This is a genomic window from Paenibacillus sp. ACRRX, from assembly GCF_022346885.1.
GTDB lineage: Bacteria > Bacillota > Bacilli > Paenibacillales > Paenibacillaceae > Paenibacillus_B.
Map to the genome: position 1 here is coordinate 57521 of NZ_JAKRNK010000008.1, position 24817 is coordinate 82337.

At 48.0% G+C, this 24817-nt stretch carries 8 protein-coding genes; all 8 read right to left on the minus strand.

The window, feature by feature from the left end; genetic code table 11:
• Positions 1 to 190: 190 nt before the first annotated feature.
• Positions 191 to 5716 carry a non-ribosomal peptide synthetase gene (locus MH117_RS20710; RefSeq protein ID WP_239332019.1) on the minus strand — a complete coding sequence of 1842 codons (5526 nt, stop codon included), beginning with the start codon at positions 5714 to 5716 and terminating at the stop codon, positions 191 to 193.
• A 62-nt stretch (positions 5717 to 5778) separates the two neighbouring features.
• Positions 5779 to 6513, minus strand: a complete 735-nt coding sequence (locus MH117_RS20715) for a VOC family protein (protein WP_239332021.1) — start codon at positions 6511 to 6513, stop codon at positions 5779 to 5781.
• A complete protein-coding gene (locus MH117_RS20720; RefSeq protein ID WP_239332023.1) occupies positions 6485 to 8899 on the minus strand; it encodes a bifunctional Gfo/Idh/MocA family oxidoreductase/class I SAM-dependent methyltransferase in 2415 nt (804 codons plus the stop codon). The genes MH117_RS20715 and MH117_RS20720 overlap by 29 nt, the downstream gene beginning before the upstream one ends.
• Positions 8886 to 10022 (minus strand): saccharopine dehydrogenase family protein, encoded by a 1137-nt coding sequence (locus MH117_RS20725; protein ID WP_239332025.1) that lies wholly within the window; start codon positions 10020 to 10022, stop codon positions 8886 to 8888. The genes MH117_RS20720 and MH117_RS20725 overlap by 14 nt, the downstream gene beginning before the upstream one ends.
• A gap of 281 nt (positions 10023 to 10303) precedes the next feature.
• The gene (locus MH117_RS20730; RefSeq protein WP_239332027.1) at positions 10304 to 19420 is read right to left on the minus strand and encodes a non-ribosomal peptide synthetase; all 9117 of its coding nucleotides are present in this window, start codon (positions 19418 to 19420) and stop codon (positions 10304 to 10306) included.
• A 38-nt stretch (positions 19421 to 19458) separates the two neighbouring features.
• Complete coding sequence (locus MH117_RS20735; RefSeq protein WP_239332029.1) at positions 19459 to 22461, minus strand: salicylate synthase; 3003 nt, start codon at positions 22459 to 22461, stop codon at positions 19459 to 19461.
• Between the two features lie 134 nt (positions 22462 to 22595).
• Positions 22596 to 23375: a thioesterase II family protein gene (locus MH117_RS20740; protein ID WP_239332031.1), complete on the minus strand. Its 780-nt coding sequence runs from the start codon at positions 23373 to 23375 to the stop codon at positions 22596 to 22598.
• Positions 23376 to 23735: 360 nt separating this feature from the next.
• Positions 23736 to 24749, minus strand: a complete 1014-nt coding sequence (locus tag MH117_RS20745; protein ID WP_239332033.1) for a helix-turn-helix domain-containing protein — start codon at positions 24747 to 24749, stop codon at positions 23736 to 23738.
• Positions 24750 to 24817 lie beyond the last annotated feature (68 nt).

The window sequence follows — 24817 nt, forward strand, 5'->3', positions numbered from 1 at the left end:
GAAGCTTATGTATTTAGTATAGCATAGCTGCCTAGCAACAGCCGATAACGAATTCTGCCATTACGATGCAATACATTTGTTATGGAACAGCTGATGTGCACGCGCTTTAATTATGTCTGCTTCCTTTTCATGTGAAATATAAATAGCCCCCCGAGACAAACTCGGGGAGCTTCTATTCATAGTACAAGCGCTAGCATTTAAGCAGCGGTGCAGATACAATTTGTGCAACGTTAGCCACATGTTTGGGATCTTCTATACAACTAAAGTGATTGCCTCCAATTGTAATCACTTCAAAATCTCCTAGACAAACGTCCCTCCAAAAATCATGCGTCATTTGATCGGTACCTGGTAAAAAGCCAACCGGCTCTTCGGCTAATAAAAGTCGGATATTTCCCATATAAGGAAGCGGAGTATAACGCGACGCCATAAAGCTTTGGCAATACACTTTATACAAACCTTCAGCCATCTCAACCGGCATATGATTGCCCGTATTAGCCGTCACTGCATCCACATATGCGGTGAATCGCTCCTTCATAGGCATCATCGCCATTTTATTAAATAGCGTCCCTACCTTGTCAAGTACTTCATCCCCGCCGATTGTGCAAACGGAGCCCTGCGGAACGCTTTGATTGTTCTGTTCAAAGACGTGGATCAGACCACACCCTAGTTCTTCAGGAGTTGCATCATCAAACCCAGCTGTTGCAAGGGAAATATGCAAATTAGGAACAAATAACGTTTCAATGACGAGATCATCATTAATATCAAACAACACGGGATGACTGTCTATCAGAACTAGATCACACAGTTCAATCCCCTTCTCGACTAGTCTTCTGGCCACTTCAATCGCGATCATGCCGCCCAAGCTATACCCAAGGAGCTGCATCTGTTTGCAGCCGCTTTCCAGCAAGCGCTCCGTATAGTCATCTGCAATCCGTTCAATAAGCTCTGACGGCGCCAAGGAACAGTAAGTCTCCACATCCGCAATCGAGATGCCTATAACAGCTCCTAAATGATCCAGTTTAAGACGTTCCAGCAATAAGTGGAAACAATTCATCGTTCCAAGCCCTGCATGGAATACTACGCGAAGAGGTCCGGTCTCGCCTCCGCCATATGATGTAAGCGCAGCATTGCTTGAGCTCCCTGCTGCCGCAGAGAGGGCAATAGCAGCCTGCCGTTCAGGCTCTTGATCGTATGAACGCATAAATTGGGCCAGTTCCGCTACGGTGGGATAATTGAGCATTTGGCGAAGCAATGCATCATACGGAATAACGGTACGCATTGCTTGCTCTGCCAGCTTGTCACGTAGTTTACCCGCAACTTGCGCCATAATAAGCGAGTCAGCGCCATGCTCATAAAAGCTTTGCAGCCTGCCAATACGCGGAATACCTAATGCACTTGCCCACATTTCGGCAAGCTGTGCCTCATCTTCATCCATGCTTTCCTCGGTAGCGACCATGCTGTTATCATCTCCTGTTGTAGCTGCAGGAAGCCAAGTCAGCAGCTCGCGCCGATCCAGCTTTCCATTCCCTGTTAATGGAAGGGCATCTACAATCTGTAGATGAGCAGGAATCATATACGCAGGCAGACGTTCAACGAGAAAATGCTCCAGCTCCGAAGTTTGTAAGGATAATCGATCCTGCTTCATCTGCTTGGCATACAGATGGAATCCTAAAGGGGCCAGCTTATGCTGTGATGCCGGCAAACATAAAACAGGTTCTTCCCCATACCTGTGCAGCAGTTGTAACCAGTCATCCTTACTCAGGTACGAACTGTCAGCACGAAGCTCATCGCCCGGTTCTGTCATCATAAAGGCTTGCGAAGCCAATATCCAGGCATGCTCTTCTGTTGGTTCCGTAAATATAAGCCACCCGCCTGGACTAATAAGTTGATTTAAACTGTTCATGCTGACTGGAATATCCCGTGCATTTTCCAAAACTCCAGCAGCAAGCACTACGTCGAAGCTATTAGGGGATAATCCCTGTGCCCGATAATCCTCATCTACATTAAATTGCCCAAAACGAACCCACGGATATTGTGCAAATCTGGCTTTTGCTCCCGGAATAAAGAAGGCCGTAACGTCCGTAAATACATACTCTACCTCATAACCTTCTAAAGCTTGTAATACTTTTTCTGTCGTTGCTCCTGTACCTGCCCCTACTTCCAAAATGCGCAAGCAACGTCCTTGTGGCTGGCTCGCCATAATACGCTGCAATAACGTACACATGCAATCATTGAGATAGTTCGCCATAACATGATCCACATATAAGGATCTAACGTGATCTAGCTTGCCTTCCGGAAACAATAACGATACTGCATCCTGCTGACCACCAAGCAGTTCTGACAGCTTCTCCGTATTGCTGCGCACATATGCTGTAAATCCTGATGAGCCAAGCACATTCAGCCAGATCGACTCCGCCGACACCCAGTAATCACGGACTGTTCTTTCATCGACAAGTTGCGCAGTACTGCAACGCCCATCAAAATGTTCGACTAATAGCCCCGCTTGTGTCAGCTTTGCGATCCAACGCCGAACCAGCCAGCGATACTTAGGCAAGATACCTTGGCAGTATTCTATGGCCTCCTCAGCATACAGTTCGCCTGGGATAAATAGCCCTTGTTTTTGCAGTGCTAACAACATCGCGTAGTATACCGCCTGATCAAGCGCTGCTGTTGCTGATCGGATGTCTGCCACGTGTACATCACGTGTGGCTGCTGTGGCATGTTCATCGATGCCTTCCAGCAAAGGGGTCCACACCGCTTGTTCCACGCTTAACTGCCGTTCTGCCTTAAGGCCCGTTTCCACAAACGCTAACAGCGCTTGTTCTTCCCCTTTGCCAGATGCCACAACCCCTGCAGCAGCAACAACAGGATGCTGCTGCAGGGCAGATTCGATCTCTCCCAGTTCAATACGATGTCCCTTGATCTTGACTTGATTGTCTTCTCGACCAAGGAACTCAATCTCCCCGCCTGGCGTATAACGACCTAAGTCTCCCGTACGGTACAGCCGTTCTCCGTCAGAAGGATGTCTTATAAAGCGTTCCTGAGTTGCAGCCTCATTTCCCAAATATCCATCGGATAAACCATCTCCGGAAATGTACAACTCACCGCTAACCCACACAGGACAATCCCGCATCCGATCGTCCAATATTCGGAAGCTCTGATTATCCAACGGACGACCATAAGGAATGCTGCACCAGTCCTCTTGAAGTCCTGTATATCTATGATAGATCGACCAGATAGCAGCCTCAGTTGCTCCCCCCATACTTACAAGCTGCACCTCTGGCAACCGACTCATAATCAGATCAGGCAAAGTCAGCGGAATCCAGTCGCCGGATAAAAATACAAGCCGCAGGTCAGGGAGACAGTTGCCTGTTTCACCATTTAAGTATGCCATGAGCATTTGCATTAAGGCCGGGACCGTATTCCATACCGTAACGTTATGCTGCTCGATAAGTTCTGCCCAATGAGAAGGATCGGTACGTCGCTCATCACTTGGATAGACGACAGTTCCCCCTACTGAGAGCGGGCCAAATATGTCGTAGACAGACAAGTCAAAGCTGAGCTGGGCAAGTCCCAGTACGCGATCATTATGGTTGATGTTAAATCTACGATTCAGGTCCGTAATCGTATTGGCGACAGCACGATGACTCATCACCACGCCTTTAGGCTGCCCCGTAGAACCCGAGGTGTAAATGATGTACGCAGGCAAGTCAGGATCACACTCACAGTGGACTGTATGATCCTGCATAGGTGGTAGCTGATCCACTTCGATGGTGGTTAAAGAATCAGGCCATTGAAGTCCCGTATCCGCGCACGTTAGGACATAACGAACGCCCGCTTGCTCCAGCATAGACAGACGGCGCAATTCAGGCTGCTTTGCATCGATAGGCACATATACTGCCCCGGCAGACAGCACGCCAAGTACAGCAGCTACTTGATGCGCACTTTTCTCCATAACAATAGCCACTCGATCCTGAACGACACATCCTAATGCCGTTAATCGTGCTGCCACTGCCGCAGCCCGCTGCACCAGTTCCTTGTACGTGATCGTTCCGCTGCTGTCAATGACAGCAGGCAGATCTGGTGTTGCCGCAGCTTGTACTCGTATGGGATAGTGCAAAGAATGATCTGGCAAAGGCGCTTTTGTTGCGTTGATCTCATATCTTTCGGTTAACTGCCACGCTGGCAACGAGATCGGGTCCGCTTCCTCCCAGACCAGGCTAGAACTCGCCAAAGAACGCAGCAAACCCTCAAATGCATCAAACATATCGTTAACCATCTGCTCCGGAAATACGCCGGCACGCACGTCCCAATTGACCTGCAGTCCAGCTGCGCTATCCATCGCCTGGCAATCGATTAACACTTGCGGCGTCTGGCTGATACCGTACCCACTTAATTTTCCGTCGAGAGAACTGCCTTGAGTGGGCTCAACAAGACCAATTGCACTCGTAAATACAATCGGCATCAGAGCAGCTTCACGTCCTCTTTTACGTGCAATTTCACGTAATACTTCAACTCCGGAATATAAACGATGGTCCAAGTCTTCAAATAACTGTTTTTGCAACGCCTTGGCATGTTCATAAAACCTATGGTTAGTCTCCCACTGCACAGCTAACAAGTTTACTGATGTAAAATCACCAACGAGGTCATGAACCTGAGCATGCAGCGGCAAGCGGTTTAGCAGCGTCAAGTTCAAACTAAATGTCCGATTACGACTCCAGCGCTCAATTACGGCCGCATATGCCGTCATTACCACAGCTGTTGGTGTCAAGCCGCGCTGCTGTGCATGATGCTTGAGCGTACCCCACTGTTTCTGGTCCAGTTGCAGATAGCGCCGCTCGAAACGAGGTGTCACCATCGCAAGCTGCTGCCTGGCAAGCGGCAAATCCGGCGCATACGGCAGCATATCGATGCGTTCAAGCCAATATTTTTTGTCATTGGCATAAGCTACAGTCTCGCGCAGGCCGCGCTCAGCCAGCACATAATCGCGGAAACGGAGGTTCAGTTCAGGCAGCTCTGTCTCAGGTTCTTTGTACAGTGTCTCGAACTCCGCTAACAATTTCCACATACTCGCCCAATCGGCAATCAAAAATTCCATGGATACATGGAGAATCGCACCATGACGTGTATGAGTGACACCAATATCATATAACGGCCAACGGTTCGTATCATAAATACGATGACCCATCTCTTCCCGAATTTGCTCAAGTTTAGCTTCAGCTAGCTGCTCCTCGCAATCTATCAGATTCAGCGATGCAATCTCCATACGAGGTACACTCTCCATCACTTGCTGATGACCATTTTGATCTATAATCGCCCTTAACATGTCATGACGTAAAATAAGTTGATTCCAGGCTTCCTCTGTTCGTGTCGGATCCAGTTCGGGGTAGTGGAGCTCCATATAAATGTGACAAGCTACACCTCCATAACCGAACAAATCATGACGTCCTAGTAAATAAGCAGTTTGGATATCGGTAAGTGGGAAAGGTTCATATCGTGAAGCTGGATCTGGCGTAAGGGCAGCCGCGGTGGATTCAGCTTGCAGCAATTCTAGCAGTTCCATTTTGTAAGCTTTTAGCAGTTGTACATCACGGTCTGTAAGCACACCTTTGGGTGATCTGAAGCGTAGATTCCCGTTTTCCTCCCACAAATGAATTCCTTCTCTGCGCAGACGCGTAAGCAGCTCTATGCAATCCGTTTTTAAGTTTACTGTCATCACTTCACACTTCCCTTCCTCTTCAATCCGGTCATTCAGCGATAGATCAATGCCGGTTCAGACTAGACAGACGTAATTACAGCACCATGCAGCAGCTTTGAGTCCAGTGTCTGGCATAGGCCTGAAAGACCGACTTCTATTACTTTTGAGTGTCTTATATGTGATGAGGTGTCTACTCTGAGCCACTTATCGTTCTGTGACAAGGCATGAAATAAATCCATTTGATGTTCCGCTACCTCCATCTTGACCCACTCGACTCCGCGTGCTCCATTGGGGTGAGTGATTCGTAGAGGACGCTGGGGCGGATCATAAGTCGACACTACAAATGGCAAACCTAGCGGCTCAGTAGCAAACAGGCTATATTTCACCTTTTGCCCATCTGGACGAGTACGCCTGCCATGAATAACACGGGAGGTTGCTACACCTGCCAGATCAATTGCTTCTTTAATCACGGTCAGATCACGACCATCATCTACAGCGCCCCCCTGTGTATGCTCCATATCCTGTTCCTCCGGCTCCAGGGCAAGGTCACACCAACCTGATGCTGCTTTCGCCCAGTAAGACCAGCGTCTTCCCGCTACCTGCCCATAAAAGAGACCTAGCGGTCGTATGAAATAGGTCAATGGTTTAGGAATTTGGAAAAATTCAATAAACGGGCCTTGTTCAAACCACAATAAAGCGTTGTTCGCCCGATTCGGCGCGCTCCCCCACTGCATCGTAAATCCGAGTGCTTCATAATCCCTAACGACCTGCGAGATGTTGTCGACCTTACACAATATGTGGCTGCACTTCAGCATCTAGACCCTTCCTTACTACAAATAGTTTTTGACCAAGTGGTGCAAGTGGATGAGCTTCATCTGGGAATGCAGCTACTTCTTCGGCACCTGCCAATTGGAACACTTCCAGCCATTGATGAACAGACATAAAAGTGGTTTGGGTAAGCTGTCGATCATCCTCGGGCACCGTCATCATAAAAGCCTGTGAGATCAACATCTCTACAAATTCCCGTGTAGGCTCTGTTATCAGCATCCAACCTCCAGGCACCAGCACTTGCATGAGGCCTTGAACCACCTTATCCGTATCGCGCGCATTGTTAAGCATGCCTGCTGCGATTACGACATCAACGCTATGAGTCGTGAGGCCCTGCTCCGTCAGATCCCGATCAATATCCACAACGTTATAGCGCAGCCAAGGACAATGAACATAACGTTCACGAGCAGTTGATATAAAGAATTTAGAAATATCGGTAAATAAATAATCAACTGCTAGCTGTCCAGGCAGAACTTCCTGCAATCGTTTCGTTACGACGTCTGTAGTCGCTCCTGTACCTGCACCGATCTCTAGTATTCGCAGCTTGCCGTTCGTCCCGTTCCCTGTCGGGGACATTACTCGTTTGTTGGCGGCAATTCGTATGACTGCCTCAGCTACTGACTCGTTTAAGTACCGCGCAATGGCAGTGTCCCGGTACAAAGCATTGGCAACATCCATGCGACCCTCGGGAAATAATAGCAAGGCAGCTTGCTGCGTATCGCTCATCAGTTGAGGAAGCATCTCGGCATTACGCATGAGATAGTCAATCACAAGGGGAGATCCGAGCTTGCCATTCCAAGCCTGCTTAACTGCATCCCAGCGCTCATGCACCATCGCCGACGTCACCGTGCCAACACTTCGAATACGCCCCTTGTTTAATGTGATATAGCCATGTTCTGCAAGAATAGGCAGCCAGCGCTTGATCACATGTTGGTGACGTCGTGCCACCTTCCCAGCGACGAGCAACTCTTCCTCGCTGAAGTCTTGATTTGTTGAAATGAATGCCCCTTGAGACTGCAGGGCAAATAACATGGAACTTAATGCTGCATCGTCCAGTCGATTCACACACGCGGTTACTTGAACGGCATTAATGCCTCCCAGTGTGCTTTCAGCGTAATCTGTACAGCGGAACACATCGAGTTCTATCACTTGATTAGGCCCCTGCCCCGAAACTACTCTCTCCTCTGTCAGTGCTTTCATGCCAACTTCATCTGTTCGGGCTGTTGAGTTTGTTGAAACAACCTGGATGATTGAATGCTCTGTCTCTTCTGGCTCTGGTGTGATTGCGGACGCTGCTGCGATTAGCTGCTCTACCGCGAGCGGCTGATGACTGCTGCTTGCCCGCATGAGCGGATAGCCGAGTGCAGTCGTTAGCTCCTGCCATTGGCGTGCACACAGCAGTTCTTGCTGCGCCAACGTATCGATATCCGCTTTGGAGACATTGCCCAAAATGACATCTCTCATGGCTAACAAGTCTTGTCCGATAGCTCGTGGCCACTGCTTCAATAATATGTCTCTGTAACTCACGGATATTGCCCCGCCTAGAATTTCAGTACTGAAGCCAAGCATGTGAGCTGAGGTCGTATTTTCCAGTTCCCCTGCAATATGAGGAAGATCCGGCACATGCAGACGAGGATGCCATACGACAGGTCCGTGAGTATCCACCAAGGATAAACTGCCACCCTCCACGCCTATTGCCATCCGGTGTAATAAATGTAGATAATTGTCCGGATCATGGGGATCTACTTCATTGTGCGCTCTTAATGTAATTGGAATATTTCCTAACGACCCAATTAATACTTGAAAGGGTCCCTGCTCCCGAATCACATGGCTGATCTGCCATGGGCGAATGGTTGGTAGGGCTTCTAGCAAAATATGCATCAAAGGGAATGACACTTGTGTAGCACAAGCAACATCCAGATACAGTGCCTGCTGCTGCTCTAACAAGACACGCGCACTTCGGATAAATCTTTGTATGGCTGGCAAGTGGACATACAGATCCCCTGTCTGGAAATGAACTCCGTGCTGCCGTGCCGTTCGTAAACAAGCTGCCATATCCTTATGATGAACCGGCTGCTCTTGGATTACATGAATCCCACGGGCAAGCAGTTCCAGTGCTATTTCAGTTCCGCTGCCACCCATCACCCCGGACCGTAATACAACACAAGCTAAATCGACATGTTCGGGCAGCTGATCCAGCTCCGTATACAATGGAACACCATATCGTTCTGCACATTTACGGGACCGCTCACTACCTTTGGCAAACAGACCCACCAGCTCAAATTGTTCGGGTAGCGCAGATACGGCTTCCAGATAAAACTGGCCGAATCTAGAACCACAAACGATGGTACGTAATGGCTTAGGTTCGCTCATAGTCCACCTCCTGCTGACATTCTGTAACGGCAAGCTCAAGCTGATGATATTTAATTAAGCCATCCATCATCGCTGATACATCTATCCCTTCAGCCACAAAGAAACACCCCGGCTTTTTGCTGTGTCCTTGTGCAATTAATCGGGCAGCTTGAGCAGCCACAATACCCGATAACGCATTCCAATCATGAGGATATAATAGGCTCCCTCGAAGATGCACACGTCTGCCATCCTTGCTCCCTACAGCAGTGAGATAAAACATTGTATAATGATCTGCTGCTTGCCCGCTTCCATGAAATAGGGTGGTCAATGTCGCGGCGGACGCTTGTTTCTGCGCTTCCGTGTTGTATTGTTTGAGCGCCTTTATCATGACAAACTGGTTCAGCACAGACTTATTTGGATAAGTGTTATAAAAGTAGGCCGATTGAATGTTGTACATGTCAGCCATCCGCTGGAACTCACTATTTAAAATAGGGTACGTATCCAACAATCCTGCTGGTGGAGGCAACTCATAGCTGCGGTGGAAGGCCCCGGTCATTTTCTCTGCTTTTCCAAAATGGCTGTAGTTCATGCCCATGCCGGTGTCATCTTTAATGCTGCAGACAATGTCATAGGCTGCATTGATTGAGAATCCACCCTGGCCAGCAAAAAACACCTCGATTTGATGAACTTCATCAAAGTATTGAACGGCCGTATAAGCAGGTAAAATTTCAGACAATCCTGGATATGCCCCTGCAGATATTAGGAATACCAGATTTTTGGCCTCAATTTCATGTGCCCGCCGCAAAAGAAGCTGATAGAGGTGCTCATCTCCAGATACATCGACATAGTGGACGCCCTGTTCCAAGCACGCAACTGCAATGATATCTTTCATTTGCTTGGATGGTCCTGCGCAATTGACAACGATTGTACATGACCGACAAAACTGATGCAGCTGCTCTGCATCGTAAACATCTACTTGCATGACGTTAATTCTTGTTTCATACTCTGAAAAAAGAGATCGAAGCTGCTCCTGCTTACGGCCACCAAGCAAAATCGGGTACTCTGTTGCAGCTATCATCGTACGCACTGCTTCTCTGCCTACATTTCCGGCAGCTCCCAGAATGCCAATCGTGTGATTGTTCAAAGTAGACCTCCTTCTTAGCCTTTTAGCCTTTTTTAGCCCTTTTAACCTTCTTCTTTATTCTGCTCCCCCTCTTTCGCCCTCAAAGAGAACATCATCCTGACATGCTGCTGCGAGTATGTCCCTACCTCTTTCAGTCTCTTAACTCAGCCTTATCATGAAATGACTGCTTTTTGATAAGTCCAACTTCTGTGTTTCATTTGCCTGTCTCATTGAAGGCGAGGAGGATTTCTGATTTTTTATATCTAGCTGCTGTGACTAGTAGTTACTGTTCATTTCCAGCTTTATATCGTTCCCTCTACATACTCCTGCTGGCACTGATCCGCACTAGACTCATTTGTCTCTAGAAACTCCGCCAGCATCCGAACGTTAGGTGCCTCAAACAGATCATGTAACGTCAAATCGATCTGATGCCGCTCCTTAAGCAAGTTAATACATTGAATGGCACGAAGTGAGTCACCTCCAAGGGCAAAGAAACTATCATCGATGCCTACTTGCTTGCAATTAAATATTTCCTCCCATATAAAGGCGATTTTCTGCTGCATATCGCTAGAAGGCGGCACATGTGAGGTATGAAGCTGGCTCAACTGCACACAACTTAGGGCAGCTAGAGCTTTGCGGTCAACCTTTCCGTTTGCTGACAGCGGCAGTTCGTCCAATAATACATATGAAGCAGGTACCATATAATCAGGCAGCTTACGCCGCATCGCATTGGACAGCTTGGCAGGCTGGAATACCGCCACCTTGTCAGGAGCCTGTGCAACAATTAAGCTCCGTCCTAGTTGGGCTGCAGCCTGATTGCTTGCCGGGAATGCAGCTTTGCTGACATAGTTATGCTGTGTTAACATCTCTAGCCAGTTCTCTGCTTTCAGTAAAGGCAAATGACATTCTCTTCGTTCATCTTCGATCTGGTTAAATCCATCCTCAAAAAAGCCAACAGTCGTTAGCATGATACGGCGATTATGAGTTGCCTCCATTAAAAAGAGATGACCGCCCGGTGCCAGCAGTGTCTGTAAATGTTTTAGGGTTGCATTCAAATTGCGTGACCGGTGAAGTGTGTTATCAGCGACAATCACATCCATACGATGAAGCTCATAACCTTGCTGGAGAGGCGAATGGTTCATGTCATATAGACTGAACTCGAGTGCAGTTGACTCGCCCCATGTCCGCTTGGCATTGTCAATGAAGTACGTGGACTCATCCACATAGAGATAATGCCCTCTACCTTCCGGCATGCAAGATACAAGCGTGCCTGTCAGACTGCCCGCCCGTGTTCCAATTTCCAGAACTCGAACCTCATGATCCGGAGGATAACTGTTTACAATCGTACTAAATACCTCACGAGCAAGCTTCAAGTCATAATCATGGGCTAGATGAAATTGACGCAAGTTATCCGGTGTCAAGAAAGTATCTTTCTGCAGGAATAGTTCAAGCGGATCAATGTCGCCTACTAGCAGCCCCTTATATGACAAGCTGTCACGTTCGAGCAATTCAGCAAATCTCCTTGCATCTGGTGACAACAACGGCAGCTTTAACACTCCGTCAGCTGACAGTTCCGCCAATCCCTCATGTAAAGCTTGTTCATTCTTATATATGCCGATATCTGCAAACTCGAGCAGCCCCTCTTCAACCAATGCTTGCAGCCAATGCAGCAGTAATGTCCGATAACGAGATTGAATCTGGCATTTAGCTGCCAGTTCATCAAGGGTGTATCGTTCTCCTGCATGTCTAAACACACCGAATTGATACAACGTGCGGCAAATGTAAGCCAAACTTAATCGGTCCGCCTCATCCATAAATGTCGCAACTGCCTCAACGTTAACAGAATCGGGAATATGTGCGGCTTCCCGCTCGCCTGTAAGCACAATGTTCTGCCATCGTGATGTACAAACTTCAACATCCGTGTGCTCGGTTACCATGATTTCGGAAGTTTGCTCAGCACTTGGCACCACATACCCGACCAAGTGCTTATCTTGGTTCGACTCGCCAGCGACGAGTACAATGGCATCTTTGATCCCGTCATGACGCTTCATCGCAGCTTCTATTTCACCTAATTCAATCCGGTGTCCCCGAATTTTCACTTGACTGTCTTCGCGCCCTATAAACTCAATATTTCCGTTTGGTAAATAACGTCCCAGATCTCCCGTACCATATAGCCGTTCACCTGTGCGAGGATGATAGATAAATCGCTCATTTGTTCTGACCTCATCGTTCCAATAGCCTCGTGCCAAACCGATTCCACCGATATATAGCTGACCTGCAACCCAAATGGGGCAGTCCTCCAGCCTTTCGTTAAGCACGTGATAGCGCTGGTTCAACATCGGGCGGCCATAGGGGATGCTTTTCCACGTTGAATCTACTTCTTGAATCGGGAATATGTTGGACCAAATAGATGCTTCTGTTGCTCCTCCAAGGCCAATAACTTCTATCTCTTGGACATGAGCCTTGATTTTGTCAGGCAAATCCAACGGTATCCAGTCGCCACTTAATAACACCAACCGCAAGGAGGATGACATGACGGCATTTCTTCCACTTCCATATTCAACCATCATCTGCATAAAGGCCGGCACTGTATTCCATATCGTTACTTCTTGTTGTTTCAACAACTCCAGCCAATGGGCAGGTTCCTTTGCCTTAGCTGCCTCAGGCATAACAATCGACGCACCTGCAGCCAAAATACCAAATATATCGTACACAGAAAGATCAAAATTCAAGTTAGAAAGCGCCAACACTCTATCCTGCGGTCCCACATGAAACCGTTTGTTTATATCCATAATCGTGTTGACAGCACCAAGATGGTCAATCATTACCCCCTTGGGTGAGCCAGTCGAACCAGAGGTATAAATGACATACGCCAGATCTAGCGGCTGTACAACAAGCTCCAGTGAATGGAGAGCGTCTGCACTTAAATTCATCTGATCTACACACCAGCAGTCTACATCGTCAGGCCAATTTAATTTTTGTTTCAGCCACGATTGGGTAAGAACGATGCGCACCTCTCCATCACGAAGCAGCTGCCATTGCCGCTCCTCAGGATGGTCTGGATCTACAGGGAGATAAGCAGCCCCAGATTTTAATATGCCGAGTACTGCTGGAATTTGCTCCCATCCTTTATCCATGACAACAGCAACCAACGTATTTGGCTTTGCGCCCTGACCCCGTAACCGCGAGCCTATTTCATTCGAATAACGATACAAATCTTCGTAGGTCAATGTGCGATCTGGTGCAATTACCGCCGGATGTTGGAAGTTAAGGGCTGCCTGCTGGTCAAATAATTGGGTTAGTGTCTCCGTTGGAACAGTAGATTCTGTATCATTGGCTGCTATTCTGGAGTTGAGGTGAGGAACTGGGATCAGACTCGTTCCTTGTTCCCACCACACAGCATCTTCATCCGCAAGACGCTGCAGCAAACAGCAATAAGCTGCAAACATATCCTCTAGCAGCCCTTCCGGGAAAAGTCCCTCGACTGCATCCCATATCAAGAGCAGCTCACCGTCTTGTTCAACCACTTGGTGATCCAGCCATACTTGCGGTGTTTGTGTAATGTTGTACACTAGCTTGCCGAGCCACTTTCCACCAGAGTCGTCTCCGCTCCATTGGTCGACGCCAAGCGCACTCGTAAACACAACAGGCATCGATACACCTTGATGCTCTCCGTTCATTCGCGCCAATTCACGCTGTACTTGCACACCGCCGACATGAGGATGGTCAAGATCCTGCCACAACTGATGCTGCAAGTTTCGCCCGCGTGCCATAAAGGTGTTCCCCTGGGATTGATCAACTGCCAGCAGTGTCAGCGAAGTAAAATCTCCTACAATTTCCTGCACCTGCGGATGTAATGGCAGACGATTAAATTGCGTGAGATTAATCGTGAACTGGGGACGCTTGCTCCATACGCTTAGTACTTCTGCATAGGCAGTCAGGAGCAACCCGGAGGGGGTTAGACCTGCATCTGCCGACCGTGTCTTAAGCTGCTGCCAGCTGTTACGGCTAAGCCGTGCATCTTGGCGGCAGAAGCGCTGCTCCGTCATTTGATCTGGATGCAGAGCCAGCGGCAGCTCCGGGGCAGGTGGCAAATCAGGCAGGCGGTCCAGCCAATAGGCTTCGTCCCGTAGATAAACATCGGATTGTTTTAGCTGTTCCTGCGCTAACACGTAATCACGGAATGATAGTTCGAGCACAGGCAGCGGCGCAGCCGGCTCATGATAAAGTCTGTTCCATTCACTCAGAAGATGAAACATACTCCAGCCGTCAAAGATTAGATTATCAAAGCTGATATGCAGCCTTACCTGTTGTTTACCGTAACAAGTCGCTCTCACGTCAAATAGCGGCCATTGATCAGTAGACAACACCTGATGAGACATTTCATTCCGAATGTGCTGCAGCGCAGTCTCAACCTCTGTCACAGATTGTCCACGCAAGTCGTTAAGGAAGATCGAATAGACAGCCACTTGTGGCAGTATTTGCTGATGCTGTCCACCTGGAAGTATTACAGTTCTCATCATGCCGTGCTGTTCAATCAAACGCTGCCAGGCTCTTTCGATACGTTCAAGTTCTAGATCTGTCCCTTCAATTTCAAAGTAACAGTGGGTTGAAACGTTGCCTAAAGCATAAATCCCGCTTCTTCCTACCCAGTAAGCTTGTTGAATATCGGTTAGCGGAAACGGCATATGCTGCTGCGCGATGTCAGCTGTGATGAGCGGCAAGCTTGCAAGAGGCTTTACACTTTCCGTCTTCTTATCCAGCAGCTTCTGAATATGCTCTGCCAGCCCAGCTATTGATGGACGTTCAAATATGCTGCCCAGTGACAAATCCACCTCAAATCGAGTGCGAATGATCCCGATTAGCTTGGTAGCCACTAACGAATCTCCACCCAAAGTGAAGTAGTTGTCATTTATACCGACCTGATCCTTGTCAAACAACTCACACCAAATCGCTGTAAGAAGCTGTTCAACTTCTGTCTGCGGGGCTTGATAACGAATGTCAGACTTGTCCTTAAGCAAATGATCTGAAGCCGGCAATGCTTGCCGATCTACTTTACCGTTTGCAGTAAGCGGAAGCTCCTGTAATGGAATAAAAGCAGCTGGAACCATATAATCAGGCAGCTTCTGATTCAAATAATGTGACAGTTTCTCCGGCTGGAAACGGGTGACGATATGCGGCGCCTGTGCAACAAACACATGCTGAGCGAATACAGCCGCAGCATCATCTGGTCGAGGAAATACTTCTACCTCTACAAATGTTCTCGACTGCAGCAGATGCTGCCAGGTCTCCACAGCTAGCAGCGGCTCGGCACGTCGTCCATCTTCATAAGAAGAACCTCCTGCTTCAAGAAATGCCGTGCTGATGTGCTGCAATTTGCTATTACGTGTCATCTCCGCGATGATTAATAGGCCGCCAGGAGCCAGCAGATCCTGTATATGTGTTAGTGACGTATGAATGTTACGTGCACGATGCAGGGCATTTGAAGTGATGATGACGTCATAACCATGTAGTTCATAACCTTGTGTGCCAGGATGCTGATCTATATCCAAGAGCTCATACTGAACAAAAGGATACGCACTAAACTTATGCTTGGCACGATTGATAAACAAAGTGGATGAATCAGCGCATGTGTACACGCACTTGTCTCGCGATAATAAGGACAATAAAGATTCAGTCAGAACTTCGTTGCGAGTCCCTATTTCCAATATTCGAATTTCTTTCCCTTGGAGCGTGTTATGCACGACATCGTCCAACATATGGCGTATCAATCCATTACAGTAGTCAGTCCCAGGAATAGTATTCAGCAGAATAGCCGGGGACAGTTCGTGTTCGTCGGAAAAATATAACGCTAGCGGGTCCAGCTTACCTGTCAGCAGATCCACGATATAGGGGTCCAATAGTTGCAAATAGCGCAGTAATCCCTGCGTTTGTGAGCCCCATGCAGGTGGTGCATCATGATCAAGAAAAGCAGGATCTATGAAAGGTTCGGTCAACTCTGACACGGAGTGCAGTGTTTTCAAGTTAACGAAACTACCAGTTTCATCTTTGGTCAAAAAATGCTCTTGCTGCAGCGTATCAAGCCATTGTCCGATCAGCTTCTCATATCGGGGCTTAATGCCGCATTGCTGCATAATGGTATTCAGCGTATAACGCTCCCCTTGCTGTACTAAGGCACCTGCCTGCGCTAGTACGCGGCACATGAAGCTGACGCTTACACGCTCCATCCACGCCCACCATGCAGGTACATACTGCAAATGAGTCCCCTCCGGCCAGGCTTGAAGCTGACGCGCCTGAAGACGCCCTGCATCAGTCATTGCTGCCCAGCGCACAGCTGCTTCTTCGAAATCCGCGTGTTCCTGCTCATAGCAGGACGATTCTTTCTCTGGATCAGTCACCACGTAACCGATCAGATGCTTCGTTCCACGCGGATCACCGGCTGCTGTTACGACCGCATCCCTTACACCTGGATACTGTTTTAATGCGGCCTCGATCTCGCCCAGCTCTATACGATGACCTCTAATCTTCACCTGGAAATCCATCCGCCCCAAGAATTCAAGGTTGCCGTCTATCCAATATCGCCCGAGGTCACCTGTCCGATACCAACGCGAACCATGCCAGCTGACGAATCGTTGTGCTGTCAGTTCCTCGTCTCCGCGATAGCCTTGCGCAACACCATCACCGCCAATCCACAGTTCCCCGGGTACCCAGTCTGGACAATCCCTCCCCTTGTCATCCACGACTCGGTATGTCTGATTCGTTAATGGACGACCATAAGGAATAGATGTCCATTCAGCAGGCAGCGGAAGTGCAACATCAAAGGCATTGGACCAGATAGCTGCCTCGGTCGCTCCTCCCATCGCAACCAGATGGCATTGCTTGGCTGTGCTATTCAACCTTGATGGGAGGTCTAGTCCGATCCAATCACCCGACAGCATCGCGAGACGTAGATTCTGCAGTTGCTGCCGCTCGTGATCCGCTGCAACGAGCAGCATGTCAAGCAGTACCGGAACGGAATTCCAGATCGTAATCTGATGCTTGTTCATTAGTTCTAACCAATAGACAGCATCACGACGAGTATTTTCCGTAATCAGTACTAATGCCCCACCTGCGCTCAATAAGCCAAATAGGTCATAAACAGAAAGATCAAACTCAAGTGAAGATACTGCTAAAATACAATCCTTGTGATTCACCGCATAACGGTGATTAATGTCTGCGATCGTGTTCCACGCTGCCTTGTGTGTGATTTCCACCCCTTTAGGTTCTCCTGTGGAACCCGAGGTAAAAATAATATAAGCCAATTGCTCAGAAGAAACTGGAACAGGTCTAATTAAGGGATCTACGTGTGCTGCATCGTCAATAGCTATGCCTACGGTACCGTCAGGCCAATCTAACGTATTTGCAAATTCAAGGTTAGTAAGTACGTAACAAATGGCGGCCTTTTTATGAATGCGCTGGCGACGAACAGATGGCTGTCCAGTACTTATCGGCACATAACATGCACCGATTGCCAATACGCCAAGTACTGCAGCGACTTGCAGCATGCCCCTTGGCAACGTAATTGCAACAGGCTCTCCCTCTCTTATCCCATGCCTCTGCAGCAGTGCTGCGACACGTAAAGCATAGTCAGCCAGATCACGGTAAGACCAAGTTGTGTTTGTCCCGCTGTCTATAAGGGCAGTTGCCTGCGGATTAACTTGGGCAATATCAAAAAATGAAGTGTGAATACATGGAGTAAGACGTGTATGTGAGGGAACAAGTTTATTGTTCGTTCTAGATGTAAGAGCAGCAGGATGTATCTCGGGTTCCATTTCCCAATTGTTATCTCCCACTACGAGCCAATCGATTAGTTCAGAAAAAGCGTTAAACATTTGATCGATCAGACCTTCGGGAAACAATTCGTCGACAGCGTCCCAAGCCAGCAACAAGCCGTCATTTATTTCATAGGTTTGAAAATCGAGCCATACTTGCGGCGTTTGAGAAATCATATACGAGAGCTGGCCTAACGTATGTTGGCATTCTTCATTCATAAATGGAGTTCCTAGATTACATGCGAATACAACTGGCGCAAAATCACGCTCGCCCCGATGGACACGTGCCAAATCACGCTGAAGCTGTACCCCAGAGTATGCCGCATGAGCTACATCCTGATGAAATTGCGCCTGTACATCACGTACTCGCTGTAAGAAGGATACGCGCGAGCTGCAATTCACTTCAAGCAGCAGCAAATTCGTAAAGTCAGCAACAACATCCTCAAGGCCAACTTCCCCGGTCTGACGGGCAAACAATGGAATATTAATTAGGAACTTCGAATGCGCGCTCCATCGGTCGAGCACTTCCGCATAAGCGGCAAGCAGCACCATCGCAGGCGTCACATGATAAGCTGCCGCCCGCTGCTGCAACAACAACCATTCCGTATTGGCAACAACCCTATTTCTTCTATTAAATAACGGCTTTTTTATCGTATCGGCCTTCACTCTGAGCGGCAAGCCAGGAGCAGCAGGCAGCGTTAACAATCGCTCTTTCCAATAGGAAGTGGCTTGCTCCAGATCTACGCTTCTGCGCCCAGCTTCTTTTACAAGATAAGTGGCAAAGCTCCAATCAGCAGGCGCTGCAGGTGTGCACCCGTGCGCGTAGACGTCTGCCAGATCCCGCAGCAAAATGTGCAAGCTTTGTACATCCGCGACCAGTAAATCGACATCCAGATGAAGCCGTGTCCGCTGATTCGGCAGCAAGCTTAATTCTAGACCTGCAACTTGCCCCAGATCAACATCCAGACGACGATGTGACAGCCGCTCACGTATAAGGTCTAGTTCCTGTATAAGCTCTTCTTCCGCGTGCAGGCTTAGGTCATGTACAGGCAATACTTGATCATATGGCGTATCCATCACATCCTGTCGACCATCACTCAGAAATCTGGCACGCAGCATCGGATGATGCATAAGCAATTTGCTCCAAGCCGTTTCCAAACGAGCAGGCTCAACTCCAACACCGTCTAGTTCCAAGTAAGCATGGCAGCCAATCCCACCAAGTGGCTGGTCATCCTGACGTCCGAACCAGTAGGCCGATTGGACATCCGTAAGCGCAAAAGGCTCCCCCGTATCCTCAACTTGGACCTGTCCCTGTATGCGTTCATCTTCTCTTTGCTTGTCTATCCCGCTTTGATCTAGCAAGGACCACCAGTCACTAAGACGGGGCGAGACAATCAACTCTGCAAATGTAACGGCGGCACCGTCCCGGCGCCACTTGTTAACCAGCCTCATCATTTGCAAAGAATCGAGACCAAGCTCAATCAAGTTCTGATGATCTTCAAATTCGATTGGTGCTGGCAGCATGCTCTTAATCTGCGACCGAACCTCTTCATAACTCAGCGGGGACAACAACATGACATCCGAGTTGCTGTTTGATCCATGGACCATGTACTCGATCACTCCTTTCGCTCGTACTGCCTATATTTTTAAACCTGAAATGCTCTTTCACGACTGGACACCACTAATTGTCGTGAAAAGCTGCTTAGTTTCTCACACGTTTCTTCCAGTTCCCGCGCCGGAACAGACAGCTTGACTACACCTGCGCCAGCATGGAGCCACGCCTGCTGTCCTTGCTGGTATATCGTCCGCAGCACAAGCGCAGCGTCCATCGCGCCATTACTATCAACAGTCATCACAGAACCACTGTACAGATTTCGCGGACTTGCCTCCAATCTGCCGATCGCTTCAATAGACGCTCGCTTCGGAATACCTGAAGCCGTTACAGCAGGGAACAGCGTCTGAAAAGCATGCCACGAGTTGCAGTCAGCGTTAAGCTTGCCTTTTAAACGTGAAGCAATATGCTGCACGGTCCCCCGATTGACAACGGACATAAATTGATTCATCGTAATGGTCTCCGGCTCACAAACTCGGATCAGTTCTTCGAATGCCAGCTTGACGGACACCGCATGCTCTGCGATTTCCTTCGGATCCAACAGCAACTCTTCCTTCAGCTTAAGTTCCTCTTCCAAGCTTCCTCCGCTTGAACGAGTGCCGGCAAGCGGGAAGGTGCTGACCCAGCCTTCACTGTCAACTTCAACGACCGTCTCCGGGCTAAAACCAGCTGCCTGCAAGCCGTCTATACTAAGCAAGAAAGATCTTGCAGGAGAATTCACCCTTCTTCCGGCTATGTAGCTGGCAGCCATATCAAGCTCCTGCTGCAGCGGTATTTTTCGGGATAGTATTACTTTTTCGTATTGTCGCGTTCGTATTTCTGCGACAGCATCCTGCACTTGAGCCATATAATTTTCCGCTTCATACGTATATACTTCTGGAACATCAAGCTTGGACTGATTTGCTCGTTGCGTGAGACTGCCTGAAATGGCATCGTACGACTCCACAACCGACACATAATTAGACAGTCCCTTCACTAATCGCCCAAGTTCATCCAGCCGTTCAATCTGTAAGGACCTTATCAGAATTGAACCTGGTGTAAATCGCAGCTCCACTTGGGGAATAAACAGTTTTAGTAAACAGGGATCTTCCGCTAGCAATGGCAGGTCATGATTGTGACGACACAAACCGAAATTAGCTGTTCCATAAGCACGCCAATCATGCAGTGGGATAGTTGATAATGCGTTGTTTATCGTTTCGCTTAAGTCTCCGTTGTCCCAGCGCCGCGTATGGTCGCCTGTTCGCAAAGTCGTATGTTCCACATCAACGGATAAAAAGGCGTAAACACCCATCCCTAGCGCCAACTCTTCCCCATTTTCATATAACAGATAGTTCTCATACAGCCCTTGCTCCGTCATCTGCGCAGCCACTAGATGAGCATCACCCGTAAATGGAATCGTTTGTTCAAAGTAAGATCCTTTGGCTGGCTCTGCTTGATGCTCAGACGCTGCTGCCATTGCTGTTAATTTACGTTTATCGACCTTGCCTACGCTTGTCAGCGGCCAGGCATGGATAAGTTTGATCTGATCTGGCATTTTATAACGTGCAACTCCCATCTCGTTTAGAAATGTATAAATATCCACAAGACCAAGGTCCTCATTGTCAGTCATTAAATAAGCACAGCTTTTCTCACCAAGGTGGGGATCAGGCAGTGTGATCACAGCAGCGTCTTTAATCGCCGGATGCAGCCGCAAATAGGACTCGACTTCGGATGACATAATTTTTTCGCCAGCCCGATTGATCTGTTCTTTGATTCGTCCACCAATCTGAATGTTGCCTTCTGGTGTAATTCTCGCTTTGTCGCCGGAGCGATAGTACCCATCAGCCGTAAAATCGCTGCGGTTCTGCTCAGGTGCCCTATAGTAACCACTAATGGTATACGGTCCCCTCACTAGCAGCTCGCCGTATGCTCCGTCTGCCACTGGCTCCCCGTTCTCATCTACAATCCGTATCTCGTCATGTGCGGACAACGGACGACCTTGACAGCTTTGGATAATAGCGTCAGAATCTGTCAGCGACGTACAGCAAATAAGACCTTCTGCCATCCCAAACACTTGCTGCAGCTTGCACGTCATCTCTGTCATAATCCGGTTAGCAACTGTTGGGTCCAGCATCGAACCGCCGACTTGCAGCACTTTGAGGCTGGAAATATCGCTTGAACGATCCCATTCCAGCACCTCCAGCCACAGTTGAACAATCGCCGGGACAAGCGCAGTAATGGTTACTCTTTCTTTGGCGATCAGCGGAAAGGCTTCCTCGCAGCTTGTGGTTTGACACATAACTACTTTGCCGCCAACAGACAATGTACCTAAAATACCAGGACAGCAAAGCGGGAAATTATGTGCGATTGGCAGTACGGCAAGATAAACACTATCCGCATTCAGGCCGCTTCGTTCAGCAGCTGCTTTTGCATTATATATATAATCAGTATGAGTTCTTGGGATAAGTTTAGGGGTTCCAGTTGTTCCTCCAGATAAGAGCAGCAGTGCAGTATCTCGATATGAAGGCGATTCCAATTCTATTGAGGGCATGCTGATATCGGCAAGATTAACGCCGTTCTGACTTATGCCATCTGTTACGATAAACTTGATAGACGGATGCTTCTGCGCTAGTTTATCTGCCATTTGGGTATAGTCGAAGCCAAGATATGTTGTTGGAATAATATAAGCTACTGGTTTGGCGAGGATAAAGATGCCGTCCAGTTCCGACTCCCTATGCGCAGGTAATGCCATAATCGGCAGCGCACCGACACGGAACAAAGCAAAGCAGGTGAGCATAAATGATATCCGGTTTGGCAGCTGTACGACTACATTATCGCCCTTCTTGATGCCTAGATGGACAAAACCAGAAGCAAGTTCATCCACTTTGTGATCCAGATCGCGATAAGTAAGACTGACATTCTCCTCAACAACTGCGATTCGACTTTGATAACGTTCTGCCCATGCTCGTAATTGCTGCCCAAGCGTACGCGGCTCCCAGTAGCCAAGTTGTTCGTATGTTAATCCGGTCTGGTCCATACTTTCCTTATATGCGTTCATACTATCCTCCTCCTAAATAAATGCAGATGGAACCTTTGTTGTCTTAAGCCCAGTATGAAGCATTCGCTGTATGAGGATTCCTCCGCAAGGAATAGCGGCTTTGATAGGAATAATTGATAGAAATTGATGTATCTTTACTGTTGTGGAAGATCAACAAGCTGAGAGACGTACTGACGAAGTACTGTTGAGACAGCCGGCAGCAGAATATCCCTTCTTGTTTGGACAAAAAAATGATCCCCGTCGATCATCTCCAGGCTGACATTCCCTGTAGTGTGAAACTGCCACGCTTCAATCTCTTCTTGGGCAGCCTCTGTATCCTTAGTCCCGCCAAATGCAGTAATCGGACAAGAAAGCGGCTTATCTTCTACACAGCTATAAGTTTCATCCACTGTGAAGTCCGCACGCAGCATAGGGAGGAACAAATTGATCAGTTCCCTGCTCTCTAATATCGTTTCGGGTGTGCCCGCTAAGCGGCGCAGTTCTCTAATAAAAGCATCATCCGGGAGATGATGGACAGGCTTTGGTTCCGGTATGTGCGGAGCTCTGCTGCCAGACACGATCAATCGGCTAGGCTGTCTCTCCCCTACCCTGCGAAGATGGCGTGCCAATTCAAAGGCAATACGCGCACCCAGGCTGTGACCAAACAACATAAACGGCCGGTCCAGATGCGGAATAACCACCTCTGCAAGCGCATACACCAACTCCTGCATGCTGCATATCGGTTGTTCCGATATCCGATTCTCTCTGCCTGGAAGTTGAAGCGGATATACGCCCACCTCGGCGGGAAAAGCCTCCTGCCATCCCCTGTAGACAGAAGCACCTCCACCTGCATATGGCAAGCAGAACAGGCGAATTTGATCTCCTGCTTTTGGATAATTAAGCAGCCACGAATTCATTTTTGTTGCAGATTGCATCCATGCTCCTCCCCTTTTTGAAATACACGCTGTAAGTAAGTTAGTACTGCTAATTTGGCCGCCACCACTATCACTGGAGCTCGATTGTTAGGCATACTTTAAGTGTCAGGATGTAATAGGCCGCATTCAGCTGTAAACTGCTCCTTTCTAACAACATAATAATGATAATGATTATCATTGTCAAAATATTATTAGCATAAATATCAATTTATTTTTTGTAAACATGAGCCATGTCACGATTTCTCCAAGTTTATTTATCAACCTGACAGTTTCTGCAACAGGTATAAGCCCATAAAAAAGACACCTTTCCCCCACATGATATGTGTGGTCCTAAAGGTGCCTATTCATTCACTTTAAAGACTAACCTAGTACATGGCTACCCTGATCAGACCGCCCAGCTCCAGTATTGGATATGGCCAACTTGCGGTATTCGTTAGGAAGCATGCCTGTATTTTTACGGAACAACTCAGAGAAGCGGCTCGAGTTGGTATAACCTACAATTTTAGCAATCTGATTAATATTAAGGTCTGTGCTCGTTAGTAAACACTCAGCTTGGCACATACGCTTACTTTGGATATATTCGGTTATCGTGCGTTTATGGACTACTTTAAACATATATTTAAGCTTTGTTGTACCCATACAAGCAATTCGGGCCAGCTGCTCCAAACGAAGATCAAAGGAGAAATGATTATCTATGTAGGTCGCCACGGAGAGAAGGCTCTCCTGATCCTGTGCAGATAAATTCCTTATGGGGCACCAGCACTTGTGCTGTGAAGTCTTCTCTAAAATGAGCGAGACCGCCTCCGCTACTTTGCCCTCATAGTACAACTTGGCAGAGATACCTGTTCCGCGGAAATTACGAATCTGTCTCAGCAGAAAGACCAGTTCTGGAAAATCAGTCAAGCCATCCACGCCAATAAAAGCAGCTCGTGGGTCTTCATAATCACCGGGATATTTAGCATGCAGATAAGTTTCGTAATATTCCGGCATAATGATGATTCCCGTTGAGCACACGGGTATATTCTTATGATAGATTGCCTGATACAAGTTATTACAGCCAATATGGCCTTTGATACAGTTACTCGTTAATGGTTTGCATGGGTTTAGTTCCTCACCCGATACAGAATCGTAATAGTTTACACTCAAATATTCGGGCTGCTTATATTCAAAATACAAATCCTCGTAAAAAACAAAATTTTGGATAGAGATGGAAAACAAATTATTCTGGCAGTATGTCCAATAGTACCCGTCTCCTTTTTCAGGCACAACGGTAAAACAGGCTCCTTCACGACAGCATTGCTCATTACAATAATCGGGATAAAATCCGCTCCCCAACAAACAAGGCGTATGCATTTCAGCCATGATGTCGTTCATTTCATTCACCACCTTATGCCACGATCAGACGAAATTATGCCCCTAACGGACGAATAAGTTCCAATTCT